Annotated in this window: 22 protein-coding genes; 11 read left to right on the top strand and 11 right to left on the bottom strand. The window is 65.6% G+C overall.

What is annotated here, in order from left to right:
• Nucleotides 1–407 precede the first annotated feature (407 nt).
• Complete coding sequence (locus tag AB4Y35_RS31710) at nt 408–2,174, top strand: SulP family inorganic anion transporter (RefSeq protein WP_368707509.1); 1,767 nt, start codon at nt 408–410, stop codon at nt 2,172–2,174.
• A 54-nt stretch (nt 2,175–2,228) separates the two neighbouring features.
• Here the strand turns inward: AB4Y35_RS31710 and AB4Y35_RS31705 are convergent, their stop codons facing one another.
• Both AB4Y35_RS31705 and AB4Y35_RS31700 read right to left on the bottom strand, forming a co-directional pair.
• Nucleotides 2,229–3,248, bottom strand: a complete 1,020-nt coding sequence (locus tag AB4Y35_RS31705; RefSeq protein WP_368707508.1) for an alcohol dehydrogenase — start codon at nt 3,246–3,248, stop codon at nt 2,229–2,231.
• A gap of 117 nt (nt 3,249–3,365) precedes the next feature.
• Nucleotides 3,366–4,313 carry a LysR family transcriptional regulator gene (locus AB4Y35_RS31700; protein WP_368707507.1) on the bottom strand — a complete coding sequence of 316 codons (948 nt, stop codon included), beginning with the start codon at nt 4,311–4,313 and terminating at the stop codon, nt 3,366–3,368.
• Between the two features lie 108 nt (nt 4,314–4,421).
• Here AB4Y35_RS31700 and AB4Y35_RS31695 point away from each other — a divergent pair, with 108 nt between their 5' ends.
• From AB4Y35_RS31695 to AB4Y35_RS31680, 4 genes are all read left to right on the top strand, one after another.
• Nucleotides 4,422–4,823, top strand: a complete 402-nt coding sequence (locus AB4Y35_RS31695) for a hypothetical protein (RefSeq protein ID WP_368707506.1) — start codon at nt 4,422–4,424, stop codon at nt 4,821–4,823.
• A 66-nt stretch (nt 4,824–4,889) separates the two neighbouring features.
• Nucleotides 4,890–5,501, top strand: coding sequence for a glutathione transferase GstA (gene gstA, locus AB4Y35_RS31690; protein WP_368707505.1), 612 nt, complete (start codon nt 4,890–4,892; stop codon nt 5,499–5,501).
• 21 nt (nt 5,502–5,522) lie between these two features.
• On the top strand, nt 5,523–6,491 hold the full coding sequence (locus AB4Y35_RS31685; protein WP_368707504.1) for an MBL fold metallo-hydrolase: 969 nt from the start codon (nt 5,523–5,525) through the stop codon (nt 6,489–6,491).
• A 28-nt stretch (nt 6,492–6,519) separates the two neighbouring features.
• Nucleotides 6,520–7,152, top strand: a complete 633-nt coding sequence (locus tag AB4Y35_RS31680) for a LysE family translocator (RefSeq protein WP_368707503.1) — start codon at nt 6,520–6,522, stop codon at nt 7,150–7,152.
• A gap of 68 nt (nt 7,153–7,220) precedes the next feature.
• On the opposite strand, the gene AB4Y35_RS31675 is transcribed toward AB4Y35_RS31680, so the two are convergent.
• Nucleotides 7,221–8,120, bottom strand: a complete 900-nt coding sequence (locus tag AB4Y35_RS31675; protein WP_368707502.1) for a LysR family transcriptional regulator — start codon at nt 8,118–8,120, stop codon at nt 7,221–7,223.
• Between the two features lie 189 nt (nt 8,121–8,309).
• Here AB4Y35_RS31675 and AB4Y35_RS31670 point away from each other — a divergent pair, with 189 nt between their 5' ends.
• The gene (locus AB4Y35_RS31670; RefSeq protein WP_368707501.1) at nt 8,310–9,086 is read left to right on the top strand and encodes an SDR family NAD(P)-dependent oxidoreductase; all 777 of its coding nucleotides are present in this window, start codon (nt 8,310–8,312) and stop codon (nt 9,084–9,086) included.
• On the opposite strand, the gene AB4Y35_RS31665 is transcribed toward AB4Y35_RS31670, so the two are convergent.
• Nucleotides 9,071–9,691: a TetR/AcrR family transcriptional regulator gene (locus tag AB4Y35_RS31665; protein WP_368707500.1), complete on the bottom strand. Its 621-nt coding sequence runs from the start codon at nt 9,689–9,691 to the stop codon at nt 9,071–9,073. The two genes, AB4Y35_RS31670 and AB4Y35_RS31665, sit on opposite strands and share 16 nt — an antisense overlap.
• A 181-nt stretch (nt 9,692–9,872) precedes the next feature.
• On the opposite strand from AB4Y35_RS31665, the gene AB4Y35_RS31660 reads away from it, so the two are divergent.
• From AB4Y35_RS31660 to AB4Y35_RS31645, 4 genes are all read left to right on the top strand, one after another.
• Entirely contained in the window at nt 9,873–10,643 is a 771-nt protein-coding gene (locus AB4Y35_RS31660) for an alpha/beta hydrolase (protein ID WP_368707499.1), read from the top strand.
• Between the two features lie 142 nt (nt 10,644–10,785).
• A complete protein-coding gene (locus AB4Y35_RS31655; RefSeq protein WP_368707498.1) occupies nt 10,786–11,262 on the top strand; it encodes a carboxymuconolactone decarboxylase family protein in 477 nt (158 codons plus the stop codon).
• Nucleotides 11,259–12,116, top strand: coding sequence for a sigma-70 family RNA polymerase sigma factor (locus AB4Y35_RS31650; protein ID WP_368707497.1), 858 nt, complete (start codon nt 11,259–11,261; stop codon nt 12,114–12,116). The genes AB4Y35_RS31655 and AB4Y35_RS31650 overlap by 4 nt, the downstream gene beginning before the upstream one ends.
• Before the next feature lie 108 nt (nt 12,117–12,224).
• Nucleotides 12,225–12,632 (top strand): DUF2000 domain-containing protein, encoded by a 408-nt coding sequence (locus AB4Y35_RS31645; protein ID WP_028202441.1) that lies wholly within the window; start codon nt 12,225–12,227, stop codon nt 12,630–12,632.
• Between the two features lie 16 nt (nt 12,633–12,648).
• Here the strand turns inward: AB4Y35_RS31645 and AB4Y35_RS31640 are convergent, their stop codons facing one another.
• The 4 genes from AB4Y35_RS31640 to AB4Y35_RS31625 all read right to left on the bottom strand — a co-directional run bounded on the left by AB4Y35_RS31640 (nt 12,649) and on the right by AB4Y35_RS31625 (nt 16,951).
• Nucleotides 12,649–14,451: a chloride channel protein gene (locus AB4Y35_RS31640; protein ID WP_368693704.1), complete on the bottom strand. Its 1,803-nt coding sequence runs from the start codon at nt 14,449–14,451 to the stop codon at nt 12,649–12,651.
• A gap of 3 nt (nt 14,452–14,454) precedes the next feature.
• Nucleotides 14,455–14,868, bottom strand: a complete 414-nt coding sequence (locus tag AB4Y35_RS31635; RefSeq protein ID WP_324157888.1) for a MarR family transcriptional regulator — start codon at nt 14,866–14,868, stop codon at nt 14,455–14,457.
• Nucleotides 14,869–14,977: 109 nt separating this feature from the next.
• Nucleotides 14,978–16,135 (bottom strand): HPP family protein, encoded by a 1,158-nt coding sequence (locus tag AB4Y35_RS31630; RefSeq protein WP_368707496.1) that lies wholly within the window; start codon nt 16,133–16,135, stop codon nt 14,978–14,980.
• 297 nt (nt 16,136–16,432) lie between these two features.
• Nucleotides 16,433–16,951 (bottom strand): hypothetical protein, encoded by a 519-nt coding sequence (locus tag AB4Y35_RS31625; protein ID WP_368707495.1) that lies wholly within the window; start codon nt 16,949–16,951, stop codon nt 16,433–16,435.
• 345 nt (nt 16,952–17,296) lie between these two features.
• Between AB4Y35_RS31625 and AB4Y35_RS31620 the strand changes: the two genes are divergently transcribed.
• On the top strand, nt 17,297–20,875 hold the full coding sequence (locus tag AB4Y35_RS31620) for an indolepyruvate ferredoxin oxidoreductase family protein (protein WP_368707494.1): 3,579 nt from the start codon (nt 17,297–17,299) through the stop codon (nt 20,873–20,875).
• A gap of 15 nt (nt 20,876–20,890) precedes the next feature.
• Here the strand turns inward: AB4Y35_RS31620 and AB4Y35_RS31615 are convergent, their stop codons facing one another.
• The 3 genes from AB4Y35_RS31615 to AB4Y35_RS31605 all read right to left on the bottom strand — a co-directional run bounded on the left by AB4Y35_RS31615 (nt 20,891) and on the right by AB4Y35_RS31605 (nt 22,938).
• Nucleotides 20,891–21,649, bottom strand: coding sequence for a glycosyltransferase family 2 protein (locus AB4Y35_RS31615; protein WP_368707493.1), 759 nt, complete (start codon nt 21,647–21,649; stop codon nt 20,891–20,893).
• A 240-nt stretch (nt 21,650–21,889) separates the two neighbouring features.
• Complete coding sequence (gene fabG / locus AB4Y35_RS31610; RefSeq protein WP_324140472.1) at nt 21,890–22,606, bottom strand: 3-oxoacyl-ACP reductase FabG; 717 nt, start codon at nt 22,604–22,606, stop codon at nt 21,890–21,892.
• Nucleotides 22,607–22,677: 71 nt separating this feature from the next.
• Nucleotides 22,678–22,938, bottom strand: a complete 261-nt coding sequence (locus AB4Y35_RS31605) for a phosphopantetheine-binding protein (RefSeq protein ID WP_368691816.1) — start codon at nt 22,936–22,938, stop codon at nt 22,678–22,680.
• Nucleotides 22,939–23,027 lie beyond the last annotated feature (89 nt).

Genomic DNA, 23,027 nt, shown 5'->3' with positions numbered 1-23,027 from the left:
ATTCGGTGATCGTCGGCATGAAGTCTTCGACGGTTAATCGGTGCATTACGCGCCATCGCTGGGCGCGCATGACAGTTCAGCAAGGTGCGTGCCAGTTTGTCCGTTTGCCGCAAAGCCTAGCTGGATGAGGTTTTGGGCGCGCCGCGCGGAAACGCGGCGCGCAACGCGTTGTGCACCGCAGCAGTGCGGGAGGCGATACGTCGCACCCAGTTGGCGCAGTGGCTGCGGGCGATGCCCGAAAAAGTGCGGGAGGGCGGTGTGAATCCGTGATCAGGATTCCAGAGTCGGGACAGGCGAACACGGCTTCTTTTGTGACACGCATATTTCACCTATTCTTTTTAGCGCACGCCGTCGGCTCCACGATTCCCAGCGCCAGCATTCTCATGACAATTAACCGGCCAATGGAAATGGAAAGACCTGCCTCTCCCAACGCACAGCCCGCCAGTGCAACCGCAAGCCAGCCCTGGCTGCGCTGGCTGCCCGGCGTCACGTTGCTCAAGACTTATCAACGCGCCTGGCTGCTCAACGATCTCGCTGCGGGACTGGTGCTGACCACCATGCTCGTGCCGGTTGGCATTGCCTACGCGGCGGCGTCCGGCGTGCCCGGTGTCTATGGCCTCTATGCCACGATCATTCCGTTGCTGGCCTACGCCATTTTCGGGCCCAGCCGCATTCTCGTGCTCGGCCCCGACTCCGCGCTTGCCGCGCCGATACTCGCCGTGGTGGTGCAGGTCGCGGGCAGCGACCCCGCACGCGCCATCGGTGTGGCGAGCATGATGGCGATCGTTTCCGGGCTCGTCTGCGTCGTCATGGGGCTATTGCGCCTCGGCTTCATCACGGAGCTGCTGTCCAAGCCCATTCGATACGGCTACATGAACGGCATTGCGCTCGCCGTGCTGATTAGCCAGTTGCCGAAGCTCTTCGCCGTCTCCATCGACGAGCAGGGCCCGATGAGAGACCTGCTCAGCCTCGCCCAGGCGCTCGCGCGCGGCGAGGCGAACTGGTACAGCTTCGCCGTGGGCGCGGGAAGCCTCGTGCTGATCCTCGTGCTCAAGCGCTTCGACAAGGTGCCCGGCATCCTGATCGCCGTGATCGTGGCCACGCTCTCGGTCAGTCTCCTTCATCTCGACACCCTGGGTGTGAAAGTGCTGGGCACGATCCCCCAGGGCTTGCCTGGACTTTCGCTGCCGTGGGTCGCCAACGTGGACCTCGTCAAGATCGTGCTGGGCGGCGCCGCCGTCGCGTTGATCGCCTTCGCCGATACGAGCGTGCTCTCGCGCACCTATGCGGCGCGCTTTCATGCGCGCGTCGACCCGAACCAGGAGATGGTGGGCCTCGGCGTGGCGAACTTCGCGGCCGGCTTGTTCCAGGGCTTCCCGATCAGCAGCAGCGCCTCGCGCACGCCGGTTGCCGAAGCCGCAGGCGCCCGCACACAGCTAACCGGCGTAGTCGGCGCGCTCGCCGTGGCGGCGCTGCTCATGGTCGCGCCCAACCTGTTGCGCTATTTGCCCAATAGCGCGCTCGCCGCCGTGGTGATCGCCGCCGCGCTCGGGCTGTTCGAAATCGCGGATCTCAAACGCATCTACCGGATTCAGCAGTGGGAGTTCTGGCTGTCGATCGGTTGCTTCGTGGCGGTCGCGGTTTTCGGGGCGATTCCCGGCATTGGCCTCGCCGTCCTGATCGCCGTGATCGAATTCCTCTGGGACGGCTGGCGGCCTCATTTCGCGGTGCTCGGCCGCGTGGAAGGGTTGCGCGGCTATCACGACATCGAGCGCTATCCCGAAGCCGTGCGCACGCCGGGGCTCGTGCTGTTTCGCTGGGACGCGCCGTTGTTCTTCGCGAATGCCGAGTTGTTCCAGCAGCGCCTGATGGAAGCGGTGGAAGCGTCGCCCACGCCCGTGCGCCGGGTCGTGGTGGCGGCGGAGCCCGTGACGAGTGTGGACGTCACGTCCGCCGACATGCTGCGCGAACTGACCCATGCGCTGCGCGAGCGCGGCATCGTGCTGCATTTCGCGGAGATGAAGGACCCGGTGCGCGACAAGCTCAAGCGCTTCGATTTGCTCGAGGACATCGGCCCCGACCGCTTCGATCCGACCGTCAGCAGTGCTGTCGATCGCTATGTCGACGAGACCGGCCTCGCGAACGACGAAGCCGGGCCCCAAGCGGGACGGTAGTGAAAAGCCGATGCGGTGCCGGCCTCGCGGCACCGCACTTCGCCTCGATGCGCGTCAGGCGCCGGGCTTGAGCACCACGCGAAAGCGCGCTTTGCCGCTCATCATCCGCTCATAGGCTTCTGCTGCGCGCGACAGCGGATATTCCTCGATCATCGGCTTCACGCCCGAGAGCGCGCTGAATGCCAGGGTCTCCTGAGAATCGGCGGCGGTGCCCGAGGGCCAGCCCTGCACCGAGTGGCGGCCCATGATGAACTGCGTGATCGGCACTTCCACGGGCTCCTCCGACACGCCGATCATGATCAGCTTGCCGTTCAGGCCGAGCCCGCCCAGCGCAGCGCTCATGGCTTTGCCGCTCGTGGCCGTGGCGAGGATCACGCGCGCGCCGCCCAGCGCGAGCAGGGCTTGCGCGACGTCCTGCGAGGAACTGTCGATGTAGTGATGCGCGCCGAGCTGTTTCGCGAGCGGCGCTTTGTCCTGGCCGCGCGCGATGGCCACGGTGACGAAGCCCATTCTGCGGGCGTACTGCACGCCGAGATGGCCGAGGCCGCCAATGCCGAGAATCGCCACGACATCGCCCGCGCGTGCGCCGCTGTGGCGCAGCGCGTTGAAGGTGGTGATGCCGGCGCACAGGAGCGGCGCGGCGTCGACGTCGGAGAGGTCGTCGGGCATGCGTGCGAGCGCCTCCTGCGGCGCCACCATGTAGTCGGCATAGCCGCCGTCGTAGCTGATGCCGGGAATCTGGCCGTTCTTGCAGAGCACGAAGTCGCCGTGGCGGCAGTGCTCGCAATGGCCGCAGTGGCCGCCGTGCCAGCCCACGCCGATGCGCTGCCCGACCTTCCATTCGTCGACGCGCGCGCCGAGCTTTTCGATCACGCCTGCGATCTCGTGGCCGGGCACGCGCGGAAACTGCAGGCCGGGCCACTGGCCTTCCTTCGTGAGCGAATCGCTGTGGCAGATCCCGCAGGCCTGCACCTTGACGAGGACGTGTCCCTCGGGCGGCTCGGGAATATCGCGCTCGACCAGTTCGAGAGGGGCGCCCGGTTTTGCTACCTGCACTACGTGCATCTTTGGCATCGTCTGCTCCTGGGAAAGTGAGGTTTCCGCCGATGATGTCGTGGCGACGTGTGGCTACTGCGACATTGTAGGACGATGGTGCGGGCGCTTCGCGCTGCGCGGCGTGGTGGATGTTCGTTAGCGTTTGGCGCCCGCTTTTACGCGGACTTTTCCATCGCCCGCCGTGCGGCTCTTCATATGATCGATGAACGCGCGCAGTTTTGGCATGACCTGACGGCGGCCCGAATAGCAGAGAAACACCCCGGGCCTCACCGGCGCGTAGGCCTCCAGCACCTCGATCAGTTCACCCGCTCTCAACCCGACAGCGGCCAGCGGCTCGGGTACCTGGGCGAGGCCCAGCCCTTCCAGTGCGGCGCCCAGCACGGTGGAAAAGTCACTGGCGATGAGGGGGCCGGATACGGCGATCTCGAGCGGCTGGTCTTCGTCGTTGAACGACCATAGGGCGAGCGCGCCGTTGGAGCGCCGCCATCGCAAGCAGGCGTGCTGGCGCAGGTCGTTCGGGTGAGCGGGCGGACTGAAGCCGGCGAAGTAGCCAGGGCTGCCGACGACGATGAGGCGGAATGGCGGCGTCATCGGCACCGCGACCATATCGGGAGCAACGAGATGCCCTTGCCGGATAGCGGCGTCGAAGCCTTCGGCAGCCAGGTCGGTCACCTCCTTGCTCGCAGCAAGCTCCACCTCGATCTCGGGATAAGCCTTGCAGAACGATGTGACCAACTCAAGCAGCGTGGGGATCACCGCGCGCGGCGCGGAGAGACGCAGCAATCCCGCCGGTCGCTGGCCGAGTCCACGCGCCACCTCACTGGCGGCGACCAGTTCCTCGAAGGCGGGCTTGGCGCGCGCGAAAAACTGTTCGCCGGCTTCGGTCAAGCCGACACTGCGCGAGTTGCGGATGAAGAGCGCTGCGCCAATGCGCGCTTCGAGGACACGCACTGTCTGGCTGATCGCCGAGGGTGTCACACCGAGCTCCGCGGCCGCCTTGCGAAAACTGCGATGCTGGGCAACGCGCAGGAACACCTCCACGCCGTCCAGCGCGCCCTGCCTGACTGTGAAGTTCTGCTTCATGGCCCGTCAACAATGTGATGAATAGGCGCTTGCGAATAGCGATGATACCTTGGCACCAGCCATTGGGCCGGAGCATCAGCGGCTCACACCACAGTCACTGGACGCTGAATGAAACGCCTTCTTCTCAATTTGACCCTAGCCTCTGTGCTGGTCGCTTCTGCTGGAGTTTCCATGTCGCAAACTACGCCTATGCCCGCCACGCCAACCACGAAGATTCTGGCGATTGGCACTTTTCCGCCGGGCACGGACATGCACCTTGTCCAGCACACGCTTCCGACCGAAGTGCGCGAGACGGCGCAGCTCTACCTCGAGGGCAAGATTGACCAGTGGTATTCACTGCAAGACCGGGCCGGGGTGGCGTTCATCCTGAACGTAACGGACGTCGATCAAGCGCATGACATGCTCGAGGCACTGCCCTTGGGGAAAGCGCATTTGATGACGTTCTCGCTCTTCCCGATTGGCCCGCTCAAGCCGTTGAGCAAGCTCTTGAATCCGCCTTCGCCCCAGTAGCAAGCGCTGGAGCGTGCGGGCTGCAGCGCCGTTGGTTAATGATTTAACTCGTTGTCGGGATCGAACATGAAGCTTTATTACTCGCCGGGAGCATGCTCGCTTGCGTCGCATATCGTCGCACGCGAAGCGGGGATCGCAATTGAACTCGAGAAGGTGGACATGGCATCGAAGCGCACGCAAGGCGGCATCGACTTTCTCACCATCAATCCAAAGGGAAACGTGCCGGTGCTCGAGCTGGACGACGGAGCATGGCTTACGGAAGGTCCCGCCATCATGCAGTTTCTCGCGGACCTGAAGCCGGAACGCGATCTCGTTCCCCTTAACGGGACGATGGCGCGGTACCGTCTGCAGGAATGGCTTGGCTTCATTAATTCCGACTTGCACACGAGTTACGCGCCGCTCTTCAATCCCGCGATGCCAGGCCTGATCCGCAGCGAAAAGCGCGAAGCGCTCTTCAAATATTATGCGGTGGTAGAGCGATCCCTGACGCACCAGCCATGGTTGCTGGGAGAGCAATTCTCGGTTGCCGACGCCTATCTTTTCACCGTCACAAACTGGGCAAGGCACGTTGGCGTGGATTTATCGCGGCTGCCCGCGATCAGCGCATTTCAGCAACGCGCGGCGGGTCGCCCGCAGGTCAGGGCAGCGCTGCTGGCGGAAGGTTTGCTGCGGGACTGATCGATACCAGGGAGTGTAGAGATGATTGAGCCACTCGACAGCCTGGAGATTACGGTCATCGTCGATAACGTGACCGACATCCTTTCATCGAATCCGGCGTACGTGGAAACAGAGCTTGCCGGAGCCTGGCGGCGCGGGATGAAATCGCTGGGTGGAGGATGTCTCTGTTGCGCCGCTCACGGCTTGTCCTGTCTGATTACTGCCCGAACGGGCGACACGTCGCGCTCAGTGCTGTTCGACACGGGGCCGGACGAGTGGGTATTCGAACGTAACGTCGGCAGGCTCGGCCTCGACCTCGGCTCGGTCGGCGCGATGGTGCTTTCACATGGACATTGGGATCACGCCGCGGCAATGCCACGGGCATTGCAGATGATCACGCTGGCCAATGGTGGAAAGCCTGTCCCGACCTATCTGCATCCGGACATGTTCGCGTCGCGAGCGGTCAGGAATCCGCAAGGCCGCATGATGCCAATGGAGGATATTCCAGGCCAGCAGGTGCTTGCCGGTAACGGGGCGGAACTCGTGATCACGAGAGTCGAACAGGCGGTTCTGTCGAAGTCGTTCTACGTCAGCGGAGAAATCCCGCGCGTGACGAGCTTCGAGCGCGGCATGCCCGGCCAGCACAGGCGTGGCCCCGACGGTGCATGGGAACTGGACGAAGTGCTCATGGATGAACGATATGTTGCCGTGCATATCGCTAACAAGGGTTTGTTCGTGTTTACAGCCTGTTCACACGCAGGTCTCATCAACGTTTTGACTCACGCGGGCAATCGCTTTCCTGATGTGCCGATCTACGGGGTGCTGGGCGGCTTCCATTTGTCAGGCGCAACGGAAAGCATCATTCCGGACACTGTCGAAGCGCTGGAACCGTTCAATCCTGCTTTGATCGCCCCCGCGCATTGCACTGGCTGGCGGGCAATCGGCGCACTGGCAACACGGTTCAAGGATCGAGTCGTAGCGTCGGCGGTGGGCAAGCGCTTCGTTGTTTGACTAACGATCTATTCATCCTCTTCCACTCATGACTGGACACGCCTTCATCTCGACCAACCTGCTGCTTGCCTACACCGCGTATTTCGTCGGCACGGCGAGTCCCGGGCCGAGCAACCTTGCAATTTTGTCCATCGCGGCCAGTCACGGCCGTAAAGCGGCGATGACGTTCGCGCTCGGTGTCATCTCGGGATCGATGTTCTGGGCGACGGTGGCGGCGCTGGGCGTGTCGGCTGCCTTGATTGCCTGGTCTCAATTCATCGTTGCGATCAAGATCTTCGGCGGTCTCTATCTCCTGTGGCTCGCCTTCAAATCCGGACGCAATGCGCTTTCGAGCGCCGCCACCTCGGCAGTGGAGGTGGAACGCGCACCGACACTGACGAGCGTCTACCTCCGCGGCGTGACGCTCCATCTCACCAATCCCAAAGCGATCCTCGTGTGGGTTTCCATTGTCGCGCTGTCGTCGAACGGCTCGGGGTCTGCCCATAGTGCGGTCATCGCAGGCTGTGCGGCCATCGGATGCCTGGTGTTCGGCGGTTATGCGGTCCTGTTTTCGACGGCTTCGGCTCGCAGGCTGTACGTGCGGACCCGTCGCGCGCTGGAAGGATGCCTGGCCGTGGTATTCGGGATCGCCGGAATCAAGCTTCTCGCGACGCGGATCTAGCTTCCAGTGTCGCTCGGGCCATTCGCTTTCGCGTTGAACCGACGTGCGTTCTTCGCGGCGCGCGCTCCCTACCCACGCAACGTCGCCAGCGGAAGTCTGGCGACCAGCTCGTCGAATACGACACGCACTCGCCTCGATACCGGGCCGCGTTGGGGACGGTAGACGTATAGCTTCCAGGGTTCGGGATCGAGGCGGGGTAGAAGCCGGACGAGCTGACCTCGCTGAACATAAGGCCGAATCAGATATTCGGTGCATTGGCTGAAGCCAATGCCCGCGCAAGCCGCTTCGATCTCCACGGAAGTGTCGTTGGTTACGAATGCGGGCGCAGCGGGCTGGAAGTGACGTTCTCCGCGGAACATCCATGGCCACGGTCGACCGCTTGCGGGGTCGATCAGGCACGTCACTGGTAGTGCTTCGAGGTCCTTCAGGTTCTTCGGTTCTCCCACCCGTTCGATCAATGCAGGTGAGGCGACGGTCCATATCGGTAGCGGACCGATCGCGCGCGCGACAAACCGGTTGTCGCCAATGGCGCCCACGCGCACGCCTACGTCGATCTGCTCGTCCACGACGGCCGAGGGGGCGTCCGCAAGTCTGAGGTCGGCAATCAGACCGGGATGGCGGGCCATCAATTCCATCAGGATCGGCTGTACGTAGTAGCGACCCAGGGCCGACGGCGCAGTAATGCGCACCATGCCCATGGCGTCGTCGCTCATGCTTGCCTCGCCGAACAGACCGTCGACGCCGGCTAACGCAGCCTGAGCGCGTGCGACGAACGACTGGCCGAACGTCGTGATCTGCATGCGCCGCGTATTCCGGTGGAACAGGGTTTCCCTCAGTTGCTCCTCGAGTTCACGCACCGCGCGCGTGACGACTTGCGGCGAAACGCCGAGGCGCGCGGCGGCTTCGCGAAAGCTCGTACACGACGAGGCGGCGAGGAAGATCCTCAGGAGATCAAGGCGATTGAGCATGATGATTCCTGCGCTGGGAACGATGCGTCATTGTCGTGGAAAATTCCCAAAGCAGGAATTGTGAATGCGCGATTATTCCATTCACCTTCGAGCGCTCGATATCCATACTTCGTTCCAGGCGTGAGGCAAGGTAGCCGTGAACAGCGCGCCAGACTCTGCGCAATATCCACTGGAACAAAGGACGACATCATGAACACGATCAGCACACAACGGCAGCTCGAAGGCAAGATTGCACTCGTGACCGGCGCCAGCTCCGGCATCGGCCGCGCTTCGGCCGTCGAACTCGCCCGCCGCGGCGCAAAGGTCGTCGTGGCGGCCCGCCGCAAGGACGAACTCGACCAGCTCGTGCAGCAAATTTCGGCCGAGGGTGGCGAAGCGTCGGCCTTCGTGGCGGACGTTTCGAAAGAAGCCGACATCAAGCGACTCGTCGACTACACGGTGCAGACCTATGGGCGGCTCGACATCGCCTTCAACAACGCGGGAACCGAGGGCGTCTTCGCGCCGCTCATCGAACAGGATTCCGAAAGATTCGACATGGTCTTCGAGCTGAACGTGCGCGGCGTGCTGAACGCGATGAAATACGAAGCGCAGGTCATGCTCGGGCAAGGCTCGGGCAGCATCATCAACAACGCCTCGATGGGCGGCCTGATCGGCTTCGCGAACGCGTCGGTGTATATCGCCAGCAAGCACGCGGTAGTCGGCATGACCAAATCGGCGTCGATCGAATGGTTCCGCCAAGGCATACGCGTGAACGCACTGTGCCCGGGGTTGATCGAGACGCCGTTCCATCATCGCGGCATCTGGCCATCGGCCGAAGTGCAGCAGCAGTTCGCCGCCGGCACGCCCGCCGGCCGCTGGGGCACCGCCCAGGAGATGGCGACGATCGTGGCGTTCCTCGCCTCCGACGACTCGAGCTACGTATCGGGCCACGCTCTGGTGGCCGACGGCGGCTACTCGGTCGCCTGACCGGTGGAGCGTGCGCGTTTGCGCGGCTTCACCAGTCTTTCGACCGCACCCCCGGTCACCTGCTTGAACAGCTCGACGTTCGCATACGCGCGCGCAGCGAGCATGGCGCCGTAGACCAGCGAGACGAGCGTGGCCGCTTCGGCGTGAACCGACGAATCCAGTTTGAGGAGATCGCCTTTCACGCCGGCTTCGAGCACCCGTTCAAGCCACGCAGTCAGATGATCGAAGAACGTCTTCACCCCTTGAGCCACTTCTTCAGGCAGCGAAGGCAGTTCGGCGCCCAGCATGCCTGCGACACAGAACGGCGCCGTGTCGTCGGCAATGCAGCGCTCCCAATGGCCGATGTAGGCACGCAACTGTGCGATGGCGTCCGCGCCGCTCGCCTCCAGCGCCGCCACATCGGCGTCGAGCGCTTCCTGCCACGCGTTGAGCACGGCAACGACGAGATCGGTCTTGGCGGGGAAGTGGTGGTGAATGCTCGCCTTGCGAATGTCGATCGCATCCGCGATGTCGGCATAGCTGAACCCGTTGTAGCCGCGCCGCATGATGAGTTGCCGTCCCGCCGCCATGATCCTGTCGGCCGTCAGTTCGCCGCTTACTGTCATTTTGCCTACCATCTAGTCGGTTGAATTACCGATAGCTTACGCGGAGCGGGGACCAATTTCCACCCCCAAGCCACCTCCAAAATTTTTCTTGCTTCTCAGCCATCCTACTAGTAGGATGGCTTCATCGAACAGGCAATGCCCTGTCGAGTTCTCAAATCACCTCACGCCCTGGAGCATGAAAATGAAGATTTCCTCATACGTAACCCGCATCGCCGCCGCCGTTACCCTTTCCGCCGCCGCGCTCGGCTCGCAGGCCGCCACGGCCGCGCCGGTCAAGAACATCGTGCTCGTGCACGGCTACTTCGCCGACGGTTCGGGCTGGCAGGCCGTCTCGAAGATCCTCGCGCGCGACGGCTATAAGGTCTCCGTCGTGCAGGAGCCGGAAACGTCGTTCGACGACGACGTGAAGGCGACGACCCGTGTCGTCGATGCCCAGGACGGCCCGAGCATCCTCGTCGGCCATAGCTACGGCGGCGCGGTCGTGACCGAGGCCGGCAACGACGACAAGGTCGCGGGTCTCGTCTACGTGGCAGCGTTCCAGCCCGATACGGGAGAATCGCCGCTCGAACTGACGAAGAAGACGCCGCCGGCCACCCAGGCGATCAAGGCCACCGCCGACGGCCACCTCTATATCGACCCGGCCAATTTCCACGAGGATTTCGCCGCCGACCTGCCCGCCGCCGAGGCCCGCTTCATGGCCATCTCGCAGGTGACGCCCGCCGCGCAATCGTTCGGCGTTCCGATCACGCACGCCGCCTGGAGAACAAAGCCGAGCTGGGCCGTCGTGGCGACGGCGGACCGCGCGATCAATCCCGATCTGGAACGCTTCATGACCCAGCGCGCAGGGAGCAAGACGGTCGAGATCAACTCGAGCCACGTGGTCTACATGTCGCATCCGGCGGAAGTGGCGAAGGTCATCGAGCAAGCCGCAGCGCAGTCGGGCAAAGAGTGATGCAGCGTGACGAACCGCCTCCGGCTGCGCTATCGGCCGAGGCGGCTCAGTTGTCGCTAACGAACTTTTTTGGCCCCAATGTCACACGCGGCCCAGGCTGTCTCGTCATGTCATGGCAACCCAACCGAAAGGAGATGAAACCATGACTGCCAAGCTCGACCTGTTCGCCGCCGCTCCGACCCTGATGAAGTCCTGGATGGGCACTTCGCTCGCCGTGTCCGGGAGCCTCGAGCCGAGCCTCATTGCGCTGGTGGAGGTGCGCGCGTCGCAAATCAACGGCTGCGCGAATTGTCTTAACATGCATACCGCCCACGCACGCGAGGAAGGCGAGACCGAACAGCGCCTCTACCTGCTGTCCGCGTGGAAAGAAGCGCCTTGCTACACCGACCGCGAACGCGCGGCGCTCGGCTGGACCGAGGCCCTCACGCGCCTGTGCGAGGGTCACGCGCTGGAAGAAGCGCGCGCGGCGCTCGCCGGCCACTTTACCGAGGAGGAGCAGGTGAAGCTCACGCTGATGATCAATGTGATCAACGGCTGGAACCGCCTTGCGGTCGGCTTCGGCCTGTGGGTCGATCCGGCGGCGGCGAAGGCCATGGCCAAACAGATGGTCGCCGCATGACGGACCCGGGCCTGAGGGACGCCGCAGCGAGTTTCGACCCGCTGCGGCGCAAGCTGATCCGCGTGGCGTACCGCATGCTCGGTTCGGTCGCCGACGCCGAGGACATCGTGCAGGACGCGTTCATCCGCTGGGCGGACGTGGAGCGCGACGACGTGCGCGTGCCCGAGGCCTTCCTGCGCCGCATGGTGATGCGCATGTGCCTCGACCAGCTCAAGTCGGCGCGGTATCAGCGCGAAACCTATGTCGGTCCGTGGCTGCCCGACCCGGTCGTCGAAGAGGACGAGCAGGAGGACGTCACGCTGCCGCTCATGCTCGCGCTCGAACGTCTTTCGCCACTGGAGCGCGCGGCGTTCCTGCTGCACGACGTGTTCGGGCTCGAGTTCGACGAAGTCGCGGCCACGATCGGGCGCGAGGGCGCCGCCTGCCGCCAGCTCGCGGCGCGCGCCCGCGCTCACGTGAGAGAAGCGCGCCCGCGTTTTCATGTGGAGAAAGCGCGCGGCCTCGAACTGGCGCAGGCGTTCTTCGCGGCGTCGCGCAGCGGCGACATGAGCGCGCTGGGCGCCATGCTCGCCGACGACGTGAGCCTGCACGCGGACGGCGGCGGCAAGCGCCCGGCGCTCGGCCACCCGGTGTTCGGCTTCGAGAGTGTAATGAAGCTGCACGCGCAGCTAGCCGACCTGTTTCGCAAGAATGGCTCGACGCTCGTGCGCGCGGGTTTCATCAACGGCCTGCCCGGTTTCGTCACGCGCGAGGCCGATGGCGAGTTGCAGACCACCGCGCTCGAGATCCAAGGCGGCAAGGTCACGGCCATTTATGTGATGCGCAATCCGGACAAGCTGCGGCATCTGCACTGATCTGCGCGGCTTCCGGGCGGCCCAGGCTGCCCCAAGCTGCCGTGCACAAACGTTCCAGACTTGCAGCCGTGTCTCGCGGATCATGACTGCCTCGAAAAAGGAGGCAGCATGTTCGATACGAAAGTCGCGCTGGTCGTGCGGGAAAACCTCGCGGTCTGGCAAAAGCTCAATGTGACCGCGTTTCTCGCCACGGGCATTGCGGCGGCGGTGCCCGAGGCGCTTGGCGAGCCCTACGAAGACGCGCGCGGGCAACGCTACGGCAGGATGCTGGGCCAGCCGATGATGATCTATGGCGCCGATGTCGAAGGTCTGCAGGCGGCGCTTCGGCGCGGCGTGTCGCGCGAACTCACGATCGTGCCGTATGTGCACGCCATGTTTTCGACGGGCCACGACGCGGCGAACCGCGAGGTCTTTCGCGCCGAGGACCCGGAGAATCCCGATCTGGTGGGAATCGCGCTATACGGCCCAAAAAACGCGGTCGACAAGGCCGTGAAGGGGTTGGCGCTGCATCAGTAGACGCGCGCCATTTTCATCACCCAGCCTTGCGTACCGGCGGAAAGCGCCGCTTGCTGTTGCCCACGGAAATGCGGCGGAAGCGCTCCTTCTTGTGCTCTTCCTCGAAGTGCGAAAGCGAGAGCTTGACGAGGTCGCTGCGCGAGACGATGCCCACGAGCTGCCGCGATTCGCGGTCGGCCACCACGGGCAGGCGCTCGAGCCCGTGAATCGCGAGGCGCGTGGCAACCTGCCGGCAGGTCTCCGCGGGCAGCGCCATGTCGGGGGAACGTTGCGCGAGCAACGAGCCGAGCGGCGTGTCGAGGGCTTCGGTCGCGGCGCTCGCGCGCACGGCGTCGAGCATCGCGCGATCCACCACGCCGAGCACCGCGCCGTCGCGCAGCACCGGGAAGGCGCGGCGCTGCTGGGTCGATCCGAAATAGCGATCGAGGGCTTCGCGCACGGTGACGTTCGCGTCGATCGTATCGACGGTGCGCGTCATCACTTCATCGACGTAGTGGCGCTCGAGCGGATCGACGCCGTACTCGCGATAGATGTGATAGCCGCGGCGCGCGATCTTTTCGGTCATGATCGAGCGCTTCATGACGACCGTCGCGAAGCCGTGCGCGACCAGCGTGGCCGTGAGCAGCGGCAGCAGCGCATTGGTGTCGTGCGTGAGGCCGAACGCGAACACGATGGCCGTGAGCGGCGCGCCGAGCGTGGCGCCGAGCGTCGCCGCCATGCACACGAGCGGCCACAGCGCCGGGTCGCTGCCGGGCAGCACGTGGCTCAGTACCGAGCCGAGCCCTGCGCCGAGCATGAGCAGCGGGGCGAGCACGCCACCCGAGGTGCCGGAGCCGAGCGCCACGACCCAGATCACGGCTTTCACCACCAGAATCGCGATGGCGACCTGAAGAACGATGTGCTGATGCAGCAGATCGCCGATCACGTCGTAGCCCACGCCGAGCGCGCGCGGCTCGATGAAGCCGCCGATGCCCACCACGAGCCCGCCGATGGCCGGCCACCACGACCAGTGCAGCGGCAGATGGCCGAACAGGTCCTCGACCTTGTAGAGCGCCGCCGACAGCCCCGACGCGAGCGCGCCTGCCAGCAGCCCGGCGATGATGCACGAGAAGAGCGCCACGGCGTGCGGCGGCAGGGTCTGCATGGGGAAGAGCGGCGCCGTGCCGAAGAACACGGAGCGCGCGAAGCCGGCCACCGCGCACGCGAGCGCCACGGGCAGGAAACTGCGCGGGCGCCATTCGAACAGCAGCAATTCGACGGCGAGCAGCACGGCCGCGACCGGCGTGCCGAACACGGCGGTCATGCCCGCGGCCGCGCCCGCCACGAGCAGCGTCTTGCGCTCGGCGGAGGTGACCCGCACGCACTGCGCGAGCAGCGAGCCGAGCGCGCCGCCCGTCATGATGATCGGGCCTTCCGCGCCGAACGGGCCGCCGCTGCCGATCACGATGCCCGACGAAAGCGGCTTGAGCACGGCCACCTTCGGCGACATCTTGCTCTTGCCGAACAGAATGGCTTCGATGGCTTCGGGAATGCCGTGGCCGCGAATTTTCTCGGAGCCGAAGCGCGCCATCATCCCGACGATCAGGCCGCCAATCACAGGCACGACGATGACCCACGGCCCCAGCGTGTTGAGCGCGGGCGAGCGGTCGGCGAACGAGAACTGGCCGAAGAAAAACAGGTTCGTGAACCAGTGGATCAGGCTCAGCAGCACGAACGCCGCGAGCGTGGCCAGTACGCCGATCACGGCGGCCAGCACGCTGATGCCGGGCAGGCGTGCGTTCGCCGAAAAGTCGCGCTTGTGGGAATCGTCGGAATGCATGGTTTAAAGATCGATATGCGGAATGGTGAATGCGCCGTCGAGCGATCTCAATTCGGCGCGATGCAGTTCGGCCAGGCGCGCGAGCAGCTTTTCGCCGGCGGCGAGCAGATGCACTTCCACCTGGCGGCGGTCGCGCTCGCTCACGCGGCGCTCGACGAGCTCGATCGCCTCGCAGCGCGAGACGAGCGCCACCACGCCGTGATGCTGCGCCTGCAAACGCTCGGCCAGTTCGCCGATGGTCGCCCACGTGCGGCCCGGGTAGCCCTTCACGTGCAGCAGCAGCAGGTATTGCAGCGGCGTGATGCCCTCGGCCTGCGCGGCCTGCTCCGAGAAGCGCTCGAAGCGGCGCATCTGGTAGCGAAATTCGGACAGCTGTTCAAAGTCGACCTTGTCGAGGTCGCGCGCGTTTTTTTTCATCGGGAGTCCCTGGAACGGTATCGTCTCCTAATATATCACGATGTGATATTTCTTCCCGAAAACGCCCGTCACATCAGCATCGCGGCCAGGTGTGTGGCCGCGAACCGGCTCAGGCCGGCGCCTGCTGCGGCGTCTTCGCCTGGTGATAGAGCCCCGAGATCAAGTCGGCTTGCGTGATGATGCCCGCGAGCCGGTGTTCGTGATCGACCACCGGCACATGATGGTGCCCGCGGCCCGCAAAAATACGCACGAGTTCGACGATCGGCGTCGTGTTCGCGACGGTCAGCACATGCGTGGTCATCAGCGTGGCGACGTTCTGGCCGGCCTCGGCGTGCGGCCGGAACAGGCGCGCGATCGCATAGAGCATGAGACGCAGCGGATGCCGCTCGCGTCCGTCGGCGGCGAGGTCGGCGCGTGTGACGATGCCCTTCACCTGGCGATGCGCGTCCACCACGGGCAGCGCCTTCACGTCGTGGCGCTTGAGCAGCGAGCGCGCTTCGCCAACGGTCGTAGCGGGCGTGATGCTGACCACATTGGCCGACATGACATCCGCGCAGGTCAGTTCGCCGAAGCTGCGCGCGTAGGCGCGGATCTCGGCGTCCTGCAGCACGGCTTCGAGGTCGTCGGTGTCGATGTCGAGCATTTCGTCGCGCTCGCGCAGCACGGCTTCGAGGTCGGCGCGCGTGAAACCGGCTTGCGCGGGGACGGGGCCGGCCACCCGCGGGCGACGCGCGGCGTGCGGGTAGCGATGCCCCGTGGCGGCGTGATAGACGAGCGCGCCGCCGAGCAGCAGGAACGACTGCAGCGCGACGGGCACGAACACGAATTCATAGCCGAGCGCATGCACGGCCGGGCCGCCCAGCACCGCGGTCAGCGCGACCGCGCCTGAGGGCGGATGCACGCAGCGCAGCGTAAACATCGCGACGATCGCCACGGCGATGGCCACGGCGGCGGCCGGCACGGGGTCGTGGATCCACATCGCCGCGGTCACGCCCACGGTGGCGGAAACGAGGTTGCCGCCGATGATCGACCAGGGCTGCGCGAGCGGGCTGGCGGGCACGCCGAACAGCAGCACGGCGGAGGCGCCCATGGGGGCGATCAAGTACGGAATGCCCGGATTGCCGCCAAGCAGCCGGTGCGCGAGCGCGCCCGTCAGCGCGATGCCGACCAGCGCGCCGCCGCCCGAGCGCAGGCGCTCGCGCCATGTGATGGTGACCCTGGAGGGGCTGAAGCGGGTGAGCCAGCGAAGGACCTTGAAGCGTGACACGATTCGGAACGGAAACGGGTGGGGAGCGCAGACGGCTCGGCGCCGCCCAAAGAAAAGGGATTATATCGCGATGTGATATATATCGCGACACTTAGTCGCGGCGATGTTGTACCGAGGATGCGCTTCAGGCGGGAATTTTGGGGACGCAACCGTAGCCGCGCAGTTGGCGGCGGCAGGTGAGGCAAGGGAGGAAGCGCCGCCGCAGACGGGCGGCGACGCCTTCGAGCCCGGCCAGCGAACGCTGGCGGACGGTTCGAACTTCAGGCCTTAGCTGGCACTAGCCAGTATTAGCCAGCCTTAACCGGCATGCGGCGGCTGGCCCGCGAAACGCGGCGCAGGCGCGGTGTTGGGATGGCCATCGGGGTGGCGGTGATGGCCGGCATTGGCGTTGGCGCTGGCGTTCGCGTTGCGGTTCGGCGCAGGCGGCGGGCGATGCTGGGCGGTGTGCGCCGGCGGGTGCCCACCCGGCTGCGGCCGGTAGCCATGCGGCGGCGTGCTGTGCGGCTGCATCGTCACGCGCACGCGCTGGGGCTCGGGCATGCGCGCGTGCTGCATCGGCAGATGGCCTTCGTTGTGCGCCATCACCACGCGCAGTTCCGCGCGGCGGTGCAGGACTTCGCCGCGCAGGTCGCCGCGGCCGTAGTAGCGGCGCTGGCGGTGGCCGTCCGGCCCCACGATCCAGATATAGGTGCTGCCGCCGGCGTAGACCACGTCGCGGTCGAGCACGACCGAAACATAGGCGTCGTACGGCTGCGGCACATAAACGGGTTGCGCGACGACGACAGGCGGGGGCGGCGGCGGGGCAGCGACAACCACAGTCGTGGGGCGCGCGGGGGCGGTGGCGACGCGGGGGCTCGAGACGCAGCCGCTGATCAGCAGGGTTGCGGCCAGGGTTCCGAACAGGACAGATGTAGATGGCAGAGCGCGTGGTTTCGCGTGCAAGCGGGACTCCGGAATGAGTGGTTGCTGGTCCCGTGTGTTAACGGCAAATGCCCGAGGGGCTTGAGCAAACGCCCGTCGATGCATGGTTTTTTGCGCGCCACGCCATCCGTTTTTCGCATACCAGTGTTCCCAATTTGTGATTTTACGATGGCATTTCGGCTTCCTATACTCGCCCGGAAAACGTACCGATGAAGTACCGATTCCGGAGACAGCCCCGCCATGAACGCCCCAGACCGTGCCGCCGTAGACGCCGCATCGCTAGCCGCATCCGTTTCGCTCGACGACAAATACACGCTGGAGAAGGGCCGCGTGTACATCAGCGGCACCCAGGCGCTGGTGCGCCTGCCCATGCTGCAAAAGGCGCGCGACCGCAAGGCCGGCCTGAATACCGCGGGCTTCGTCTCCGGTTATCGCGGCTCGCCGCTCGGTGCGCTCGACCAGTCGCTCTGGAAGGCGAAAAAGCATCTCCAGGCCCACGACGTCGTGTTCCAGCCCGGCGTGAACGAAGATCTCGCCGCCACCGCCGTGTGGGGCACGCAGCAGATCAATCTCTGGCCCGGCGCGCAGCGCGACGGCGTGTTCGGCATGTGGTACGGCAAGGGCCCCGGCGTCGACCGCACCGGCGACGTGTTCAAGCACGCCAACTCCGCGGGCAGCGATGCGCGCGGCGGCGTGCTCGTGCTCGCGGGCGACGACCATGCGGCGAAGTCGTCGTCGGTCGCGCACCAGTCCGAGCACGCGCTCATCGCGGCGGGCATTCCCGTGCTCTATCCCGCGAACGTGCAGGAGTATCTCGACTACGGTCTGCACGGCTGGGCCATGAGCCGCTACTCGGGCCTGTGGGTCGCCATGAAGTGCGTGACCGACGTGATCGAATCGACGGCGTCGATCGACCTCGACCCGGATCGCGTGGCAATCGTCACGCCCGCCGACTACACCATGCCCGAAGGCGGCCTCAATATCCGCTGGCCCGATACGCCCCTCGCCCAGGAAGCGCGTCTGCTCGACGAGAAGTGGTACGCCGCGCTCGCCTATGTGCGCGCGAACCGGCTGAACCGCGTGGTGATCGATTCGCCGCGCGCCCGCTTTGGCATCATGACCGCGGGCAAGGCGTATCTCGACGTGCGCCAGGCGCTCACCGACCTCGGCCTCGACGACGAGACCTGCGCGCAGATCGGCGTGCGCGTGCTCAAGGTGGGCTGTGTGTGGCCGCTCGACGCGCAGGACGCGCGCGGCTTCGCCACCGGGCTCGAAGAAATTCTCGTGGTGGAGGAAAAGCGCCAGATTCTCGAATACGCGCTCAAGGAAGAGCTCTACAACTGGCGCGAAGACGTGCGTCCCAAGATCTACGGCAAATTCGACGAGCGCGACAACGAAGGCGGCGAATGGTCGGTGCCGCGCGGCAACTGGCTGCTGCCTGCGCACTACGAACTCTCGCCCGCGCTGATCGCCAAGGCCATCGCGAGGCGTCTCGCGCGCGCCGACGTGCCCGAGGAGGTGCGTGCACGCATGCTCGCGCGCGTGGCGATCATCGAGGCGAAGGAGCGCGAGGCAGCGAAGCCGCGCGTGACGGTGGAGCGCAAGCCGTGGTTCTGCTCGGGCTGTCCGCACAACACCTCGACGAATGTGCCCGAAGGCTCGCGTGCGCTGGCGGGGATCGGCTGCCACTACATGTCGATGTGGATGGACCGCAAGACCGAAACGTTCAGCCAGATGGGCGGCGAGGGCGTGGCGTGGCTCGGCCAGATGCACTTCTCGGGCGACAAGCACGTGTTCGTGAATCTAGGCGACGGCACCTACTTTCACTCAGGACTGCTGGCGATTCGCGCGGCCATCGCATCGAACGCCAACATCACCTACAAGATTCTCTACAACGACGCGGTGGCGATGACGGGTGGTCAGCCCGTGGACGGCGTGCTGACCGTGCCGCAGATCGCGCACCAGGTGCATGCGGAAGGGGCGAAGCGCATCGTCATCGTCACGGACGAGCCGCAGAAATACGACGCGAAGATCGTATTGCCGCCAGGCGTGGACGTTCACCATCGCGACCAGCTCGACAGCGTGCAGCGCACGTTGCGCGAAATCGCCGGCACCACCGTGCTGATCTACGACCAGACCTGCGCCACCGAAAAGCGCCGCCGCCGCAAGCGCGGCGCCTATCCCGACCCGGCGCGCCGCGCGTTCATCAACGACGCCGTGTGCGAGGGCTGCGGCGACTGCTCGGTGCAATCGAACTGCCTCTCCGTCGAGCCGCTCGACACGCCGCTCGGCACGAAGCGCAAGATCAACCAGTCGTCGTGCAACAAGGACTTCTCGTGCGTGAAGGGCTTTTGCCCGAGCTTCGTGACGGCCGAGGGCGCACAGTTGCGCAAGCCGCGAGCGGCGAACGTGTCCAGCGCCGCTTCGATCGATTTCGACGCGTTGCCCATGCCGGTGCTCCCGCAACTGGCGAAGCCCTACGGCATCCTCGTGACGGGCGTGGGCGGCACGGGGGTCGTGACCATCGGCGGCCTGATCGGCATGGCCGCGCATCTGGCGGGCAAGGGCGTGACCGTGCTCGACATGGCCGGGCTCGCGCAAAAGGGCGGCGCCGTGCTGAGCCACGTGCAGGTAGCGGCGACGCCCGCCGCCTTGCACGCCACGCGCATCGCCACGGGCGAGGCGCGCCTCGTAATCGGTTGCGATGCAATCGTCTCCGCTTCGGGCGACGTGCTCTCGCGCACCCAGCATGGCGTGACGGTCGCGGCGATCAACAGCGGCGCGACGCCGACCGCGGAATTCGTCAAGAATCCGAAGTGGACGTTCCCGGGCGCGCAAACCGAGTCTGAACTGCGCGCGAGCATCGGCGAGGGCTGTGCGTTCGTGGACGCCAATGCGCTCGCGCTGGCCTTGCTCGGCGACACGATCTACAGCAATCCGCTGCTGCTGGGCTATGCGTGGCAAAAGGGCTGGCTGCCGCTCGAACTCGCGCATCTGCGTCGTGCGATCGAACTCAACGCCGTGGCCGTGGAGAAGAACCAGCAAGCGTTCAACTGGGGACGCTACGTCGCGCATCATGGCGAGGCGGTCGTACGCGCGCTCACCAAAACGCCGGCAGAGCCGCAAGCCATCGTTCTGCGCATGCCCGAGTCGCTCGACAAGGTGATTGCCGCGCGCGAAGCGTTGCTCACCGCGTATCAGAACGCCGCCTATGCGCAGCAATATCGCCGCGTGGTCGAGCGCATTCGCGTGAAAGAGACGGCGCTCGGCGGCGACACGAAGCTGCCGCTCACGCGCGCCGTCGCCGTGAATCTCGCGAAGCTGATGGCCTACAAGGACGAATACGAGGTCGCGCGTCTGTATGCCGATCCCGCGTATCTGCAGAAGCTGCGCGAGCAGTTCGAAGGCGAGCCGGGACGCGACTACAAGCTGAACTTCTGGCTCGCGCCGCCGCTGCTCGCGAAGCGCGACGAGCACGGTCATCTCGTGAAGCGCCGTTTCGGTCCGTGGGTGCTGCCGGTGTTGCGCACGCTGGCCCGCATGAAGGGGTTGCGCGGCACGGCGTTCGACGTATTCGGCAAGACCGAAGAGCGTCGCGACGAACGCCGCTCGATCGCGCAATACGTGGCGCTCGTCGACGAATTCTGTGCGAGCCTCGACGCACAGCGCCTGCCCGTCGCGCTGCAGCTGGCGGCGCTGCCCGACGAGATTCGCGGCTTCGGCCACGTCAAGGCGCGCAATCTCGCTGCGGCCGGCAAAAAGCAGGAGCGCTTGCTGGCCGACTACCGCACGCCTGCTACACAGCGTGCCACGGCGTAACGGGCCAACCAGCGATCAGGGAAGCAGGCGCCTGCCGATCAAACGCGGCAGGCGCAGCGCGAACCCGCTCACGAGCCGCAGATGCATGCCCGCGAGCAGCAGGTTGTCGCGCACGTAGTTGAAATGCGAGACCCCGCCTTCATCGGCGCCGAAGTAGCGCACCGGCGCCTCGATCTGGATGGGCCGCACGCCGGCCCAGCACAGGCGCACGGCGGCTTCGGGATCGAAGTCGAAGCGGCGCATCCACGTCTGGCGGTGCATGATCGCCTTGAGCGGCGCGATCGGGTACACGCGAAAGCCGTACAGCGAATCGCCGATGCCGGCCCACAGCGTCTCGAAGTCGGCGAAGAAGTTCGACAGGCGCCGTCCCTGCACGCGCAATTGCGGCGCGCTCGCGTCGAACTTCGGCAGGCCCAGCACCATGGCTTCGGGCGCGGCCTGCGAGGCGGCCATGAATTCGGGGATCAGCGCGGCGGGGTGCTGGCCGTCGGAGTCCATCGTCAGCACGTGGGTAAATCCACGCGCCGCGGCGGCTTCGAGCCCCGCGAGCACCGCGCCGCCCTTGCCGCGGTTGTCGGGCAGCACGATGACGTGCAGGCCGGGGTCGTCGTTGGCCATGGCCTGCAGGCGCGCGGCGCTGCCGTCCGTGCTGCCGTCCACCACGACCCACACGGGGTTCCATTGCGCGCGTGCGCCGCGCACGGTCTCGTCGAGCTTGGCGCCCGGGTTGTAGCTCGGGATCAGGACGAGATGCGTGGACGAAGGCGTGGCCATGGCAGCGGGGGCTTCGACAGCGTGAGACCCTGAAAAAATTCTAGGTCGCGCCGCTGCGCGCGCATAACCGCCTGGGCGGACGTCCGGCGCATCGTGCGCGGGGACGTCGTATCCGGATGCTTCGGCGCTCGCGCCCGTGCTGGTGCCGGGCGCGGAGCGCGACTGCCGCTTTGCGTCGAAGGGTTGCACAGACACTCGTATTTCCTCAGAGGATGCAGCAGCGGAAAACGCGCCGCGTGTTCAGGCCAGGCCGCCGTTGATCGAGAGCACTTGCCCTGTCACGTAGGCGGCCGCATCGGACACCAGGTATGCCACCATGCCCGCGACTTCCGCGGGCTGGCCGGCGCGCTGTGCGGGCACGAGCTGCTTGATGCGCTCGGCGGGAAACGCGTGCTCCGCCATCGGCGACGCGATGATGCCGGGCGCCACGGCGTTCACGGTGATGCCGCGCGAGGCCAGCTCCAGCGAGAGCGATTTCGTCGCGCCGATCAGCCCGGCCTTCGCGGCCGCGTAGTTCGCCTGGCCGCGATTGCCCATCACGCCCGCGAGCGAGGCGATGTTGACGATGCGCCCGTGGCGCGTGCGGATCATCGGCATGAGAAGCGGCTGGGTCACGTTGAAAAAGCCGTTGAGCGAGACGTCGATCACGCGGCGCCATTGCTCCCGCCGCATGCCGACTAGCGGCGCGTCGTCGTGAATGCCCGCGTTGTTCACCAGGATCTGCACGGGCGCGTCTTCCACGAGCCGCGCGAGGGCGGCTTCGGCCGCGTCGGCGTCGGTCACGTCGAAGGCAATGGCGTGTGCGCTGCCGCCCGCCGCGACGATGCGCTGCGCGACGGCCTCGGCTTCGGCCAGACGCCGGTTCGCGTGCACCCAGACCTCGTGGCCCGCCTGCGCGAGCGCCACGCTGATGGCCTGCCCGAGTGCGCCGCTGCCGCCTGTCACGAGTGCACGCATGGGTGTTCCTCCCTCAATCCGGGCCAGGTTCTGGCCGGCGCCGGCAGTCATGGCACCGTGCGCCGCGCACGTCAGCGCACGCGGTGCGCCGCGACGTAGGCGGCCAGCGAGCCGAGCGTCGCGAAGATTTTCTCGTTGTCCGGATTATCCGAGCGCAGCTCGAAGCCGTACTTCTTCGAGATCAGCAGCGCAATTTCCAGAATGTCGATCGAGTCGAGCCCGAAGCCTTCGCCGTAGAGCGGAGTGTCGGCGCTCACTTCGTCGAGCGAGACATCTTCGAGATTCAGCTCTTTCACGATCTGCGTGGCGAGCTCTTGTTCCAGTGCGTTCATCATGCGTGGGCTCTCCGGGCGTGCGGGCCGACAACACCGGCCGCCCGTTTTTAGGGTTCGTTTGATGTAAAAGTTACCAGGATTCTAAG

Source organism: Paraburkholderia sp. EG286A (genome assembly GCF_040965375.1).
Taxonomy (GTDB): domain Bacteria; phylum Pseudomonadota; class Gammaproteobacteria; order Burkholderiales; family Burkholderiaceae; genus Paraburkholderia.
Note: the sequence above shows the minus strand (reverse complement) of the source record. Positions and strands in the feature narration are given on the sequence as shown.